Consider the following 332-nt stretch of genomic DNA (forward strand, 5'->3'; position numbering starts at 1 on the left):
CGGATCCCTGCGGACCCCGCCGCGATGTCGGTGGGGGTGGATACCGAGACCGGTGAGGAGGTGCTGGTGGCGTTCGACGAACGGATGCTGATCTCCGGGGCGTCCGGGTCGGGGAAGTCCTGGGCGGCCCGGCCGCTGATGGCCACCGCCCACCTGCGCGGCGACCTGGTGTTCGTCGACGGCAAAGGCGAGGAAGCCACCCTCTGGGACGGCATCTGCCGAGTGGCCGTCACCCCAGCCGAGATCGACCTGACGATCGATGAGGTCCACGCGGAGATGACCCGCCGGGCCATCGAGCTGAAGCGCCGCCGGCTCAGCCGGTGGGACGGCCC

1 protein-coding gene is annotated in these 332 nt (G+C 71.4%); it reads left to right on the top strand.

Translation table 11 applies throughout. The features are described from left to right. Positions 1-36: 36 nt before the first annotated feature. A partial coding sequence (locus G6R25_RS24735) for a P-loop NTPase family protein (protein ID WP_205447482.1) occupies positions 37-332 on the top strand: 296 nt, incomplete at its 3' end.

It is taken from the genome of Candidatus Frankia alpina (genome assembly GCF_902806485.1).
GTDB classification, from domain to species: domain Bacteria; phylum Actinomycetota; class Actinomycetes; order Frankiales; family Frankiaceae; genus Frankia; species Frankia alpina.